4 protein-coding genes and 1 pseudogene are annotated in these 3,997 nt (G+C 69.8%); all 5 read left to right on the top strand.

Annotation, left to right across the window (positions count from 1 at the left end):
* Nucleotides 1-234, top strand: a pseudogene (locus PROKR_RS37000) (TilS substrate-binding domain-containing protein); the annotation flags it as partial.
* A gap of 3 nt (nucleotides 235-237) precedes the next feature.
* Nucleotides 238-792, top strand: coding sequence for a hypoxanthine phosphoribosyltransferase (gene hpt, locus PROKR_RS21580; protein WP_020017934.1), 555 nt, complete (start codon nucleotides 238-240; stop codon nucleotides 790-792).
* A gap of 182 nt (nucleotides 793-974) precedes the next feature.
* Entirely contained in the window at nucleotides 975-3,014 is a 2,040-nt protein-coding gene (gene ftsH, locus PROKR_RS21575) for an ATP-dependent zinc metalloprotease FtsH (protein WP_036967239.1), read from the top strand.
* A 13-nt stretch (nucleotides 3,015-3,027) separates the two neighbouring features.
* The gene (folE, locus tag PROKR_RS21570; protein ID WP_036967236.1) at nucleotides 3,028-3,651 is read left to right on the top strand and encodes a GTP cyclohydrolase I FolE; all 624 of its coding nucleotides are present in this window, start codon (nucleotides 3,028-3,030) and stop codon (nucleotides 3,649-3,651) included.
* 86 nt (nucleotides 3,652-3,737) lie between these two features.
* Nucleotides 3,738-3,997, top strand: a 260-nt coding sequence (locus tag PROKR_RS21565; protein WP_245605920.1) for a dihydropteroate synthase, incomplete at its 3' end; no start/stop codon positions are given.

Here is a 3,997-nt window from a genome sequence, read left to right as displayed (position 1 = left end):
CGGGCCCTGCGCCTCGCGGCGCTCGCGGCGGGCTCCCGGCCCACCGACACCACGACGCGGCACGTCGACGCGCTGGACGCGCTCGTCGTGTCCTGGACCGGTCAGGGTCCCACGCAGCTCCCCGGCGGGACACGGGCACGGCGCGCGTGTGGCAGGCTTTTCCTGCGCGCCGCGCCGACCGGGAACTCGGACGGCTGGACCGGCGTCAGACCCCCCACCACAACTCAGGAGTGACTCGTGGACCAGTCCGACGTCGGACCCGACCTCGCAGAGGTGCTGCTCACCGAGGAGCAGATCGGCAAGAAGCTCGACGAGATGGCCGCGCAGATCGACGCGGACTACGCGGGCAAGGACCTGCTCTTGGTCGGTGTGCTCAAGGGTGCGGTCATGGTGATGGCCGACCTGTCCCGTCGCCTGCACCACAAGGCGCAGATGGACTGGATGGCGGTCTCCTCCTACGGCTCGGGCACCAAGTCCTCCGGGGTGGTGCGCATCCTCATGGACCTGCGCTCCGACCTGACCGGGCGCAACGTGCTCATCGTCGAGGACGTCATCGACTCGGGTCTCACGCTGTCCTGGCTGGTCTCCAACCTGCGCTCGCGCGGGCCGGAGTCGGTCGAGATCGCCTCGATGCTCCGCAAGCCGGACGCCGCGCAGGCCGACGTGGACGTGAAGTACCTCGGGTACGACATCCCCAACGAGTTCGTCGTGGGCTACGGCCTGGACTACGCGGAGAACTATCGGAACCTGCCGTTCGTTGCCACCCTGGCACCGCACGTCTACGGGGGCTGACCTCTCAGCCCACGAGGCGCCGCGAGATGCCCGTCCCTGGCGGTTCGTCGCGTCTGGGCGAGTGTGGTCCAGGAGTCACATGCTCTGGGCGAACACTCGGGGCTCCTCTCAGGGAGACCATGTAGTTTCGACGGATACATACTGCGCGAGCGGAGGGAAACGGGGCCTAGTCCCCGTCGCCGATGAACATCAAGAAGCTTCTGAGTGGGCCTGTCATCTGGATCCTGGTCGCCTTGGTCGTGGTGACGCTGGCCATCTCGGCACTGAACCAGCCCAACGTCTCGCGAATCGAGACGTCACAGGGGATCGAGCTGCTGCAAGGCAGCACAGTCGAGCACGCCCTCATGGTCGACGGCGAGCAGCGGGTCGAGCTCGAGCTCACCAAGGCGTACAAGTCGACCGAGGGTGAGGGCGACGCCGCGGAGGAGGTCGACCACGGCAAGACGGTCGAGTTCTTCTACACGCAGCCGCAGGGCGACCGTGTCGAGGACGCCATCGTGAAGTCCGACCCGTCCGGCGGGTTCGACTCGGAGGTGCCACAGCCCAGCTTCTGGTCCTCCATGCTGTCGGTGCTGATCCCGTTCCTCCTGATCGGTGTCGTGTTCTGGTTCCTGCTGTCGCGGGCGCAGGGTGGCGGCAACCGGGTCATGGGCTTCGGCAAGTCCAAGGCGAAGCTGGTCAGCAAGGACACCCCGCAGGTGACCTTCGCCGACGTCGCCGGTGCGGACGAGGCCGTCGAGGAGCTCCAGGAGATCAAGGAGTTCCTCGCCGAGCCCACCAAGTTCCAGGCCGTGGGCGCCAAGATCCCCAAGGGCGTGCTGCTGTACGGCCCGCCCGGAACCGGTAAGACGCTGATCGCACGCGCCGTCGCCGGTGAGGCCGGGGTGCCGTTCTACTCGATCTCCGGTTCCGACTTCGTCGAGATGTTCGTCGGCGTGGGCGCGAGCCGTGTGCGTGACCTGTTCGAGCAGGCCAAGCAGAACTCGCCGGCGATCATCTTCGTGGACGAGATCGACGCCGTCGGCCGCCACCGCGGTGCCGGCATGGGCGGCGGGCACGACGAGCGCGAGCAGACGCTGAACCAGATGCTCGTCGAGATGGACGGCTTCGACGTCAAGACGAACGTCATCCTGATCGCCGCGACGAACCGCCCCGACATCCTGGACCCCGCGCTGCTGCGGCCGGGCCGCTTCGACCGTCAGGTCGCCGTGGAGGCCCCGGACCTCAAGGGCCGCGAGGCGATCCTGAACGTGCACGCGCAGGGCAAGCCGATGGTCCCCGAGGTCGACCTCGCGGCCGTGGCCCGCCGTACGCCTGGCTTCACGGGTGCCGACCTGGCCAACGTGCTCAACGAGGCCGCGCTGCTCACCGCCCGCAGCGGTGCCCAGCTCATCGATGACCGCGCGCTGGACGAGGCCATCGACCGCGTCGTGGCCGGCCCGCAGAAGCGCACGCGCGTCATGCAGTCCAAGGAGCAGAAGATCACCGCGTACCACGAGGGCGGGCACGCCCTGGTGGCCGCCGCGATGCGGTACACGGACCCCGTCACGAAGGTGACGATCCTGCCGCGCGGCCGGGCCCTGGGCTACACGATGGTCATGCCGCTCGAGGACAAGTACTCGACCACCCGCAACGAGCTGCTCGACCAGCTCGCGTACGCCATGGGTGGGCGTGTGGCCGAGGAGATCGTGTTCCACGACCCCACCACGGGCGCCTCGAACGACATCGAGAAGGCCTCGGCCATCGCCCGCAAGATGGTGACCGAGTACGGCATGAGCGAGCGCGTCGGCGCCATCAAGCTCGGCACCAGCTCGGGCGAGCCGTTCCTGGGCCGTGACTACGGGCACGAGCGCGACTACTCCGAGGCCGTGGCCGGCACCATCGACAACGAGGTGCGCAAGCTCGTCGAGGCTGCGCACGACGAGGCGTGGGAGGTGCTGACCCAGTACCGCGACGTGCTCGACGACCTGGTGCTGCGCCTGCTCGAGAAGGAGACGCTGAACCAGAAGGAGCTCGCGGACGTCTTCGCGCCCGTCGAGAAGCGCGCCGCGCGCGACGTCTGGCTCTCCAGCGAGCAGCGCACCGTGCACACGCGCGGCCCCGTGCTGACGCCCAAGGAGCTGGCGGCCCAGAACGGCCACCCCGCCGTCGTGCCGCAGGACGAGGCCGTGGTGGATGCTCCGACGCCGTCGGACGACGCACACCCCGACCAGTCGAACTGACCGGAGCACCACGATGACCGACGGGTCCATCACACCCCTGTCCACGCCCGTGCGTCGTGCGGCGGACGTCCCGCCGTACGACGCCGCACGGGCCGAGGCGGCAGTACGCGAGCTTCTCCTCGCCGTCGGCGAGGACCCCGAGCGCGAGGGCCTGCGCGAGACGCCGGCCCGCGTCGCCCGGGCGTACCGGGAGATCTTCGCGGGCCTGCGGCAGGAGCCCCAGGACGTGCTGACCACCACCTTCGACCTCGGGCACGAGGAGATGGTGCTGGTCAAGGACATCGAGGTGTACTCCACCTGCGAGCACCACCTGGTGCCGTTCCACGGCGTGGCGCACGTGGGGTACATCCCGAACGTGGACGGCCGCATCACCGGGCTGAGCAAGCTGGCCCGGCTGGTCGAGGTCTACGCGCGCCGGCCGCAGGTGCAGGAGCGCATGACGACGCAGATCGCCGACTCCCTGGTGGAGATCCTCGAACCGCGCGGCGTCCTGGTCGTGGTCCAGTGCGAGCACCTGTGCATGTCGATGCGCGGCGTGCGCAAGCCCGGCTCACGGACCGTCACCTCCGCGGTGCGCGGCGTCATGCGGGACGGTGCGACGCGAGCCGAGGCGATGAGCCTCATCCTCGGGAAGTGACGGTGCCCGCCGTCCCGCCCCACACCGCCCGGGACGCCCGGGTGCACGGCCTGCCCGAGCTTTCCGGGGCAGGCCGTACCCTCGTCATGGGTGTGGTCAACGTCACCCCGGACTCGTTCTCGGACGGCGGGGAGTGGTTCGAGCCGTCAGCCGCCGTGGCGCACGGGCTGGAGCTGCTCGGCGAGGGCGCGGACATCCTGGACGTGGGCGGCGAGTCCACCCGGCCCGGGTCCGTCCGCGTGCCGCAGGACCAGGAGCTGGCCCGGGTGCTGCCCGTGATCGAGCAGCTCGCCGCGCGCGGCGCGGTCGTGAGCGTGGACACCACGCGCGCTGCCGTCGCGGAGCG

The sequence above is a fragment of the Promicromonospora kroppenstedtii DSM 19349 genome (assembly GCF_000515355.1).
Taxonomy (GTDB): Bacteria; Actinomycetota; Actinomycetes; order Actinomycetales; family Cellulomonadaceae; genus Promicromonospora; species Promicromonospora kroppenstedtii.
Note: the sequence above shows the minus strand (reverse complement) of the source record. Positions and strands in the feature narration are given on the sequence as shown.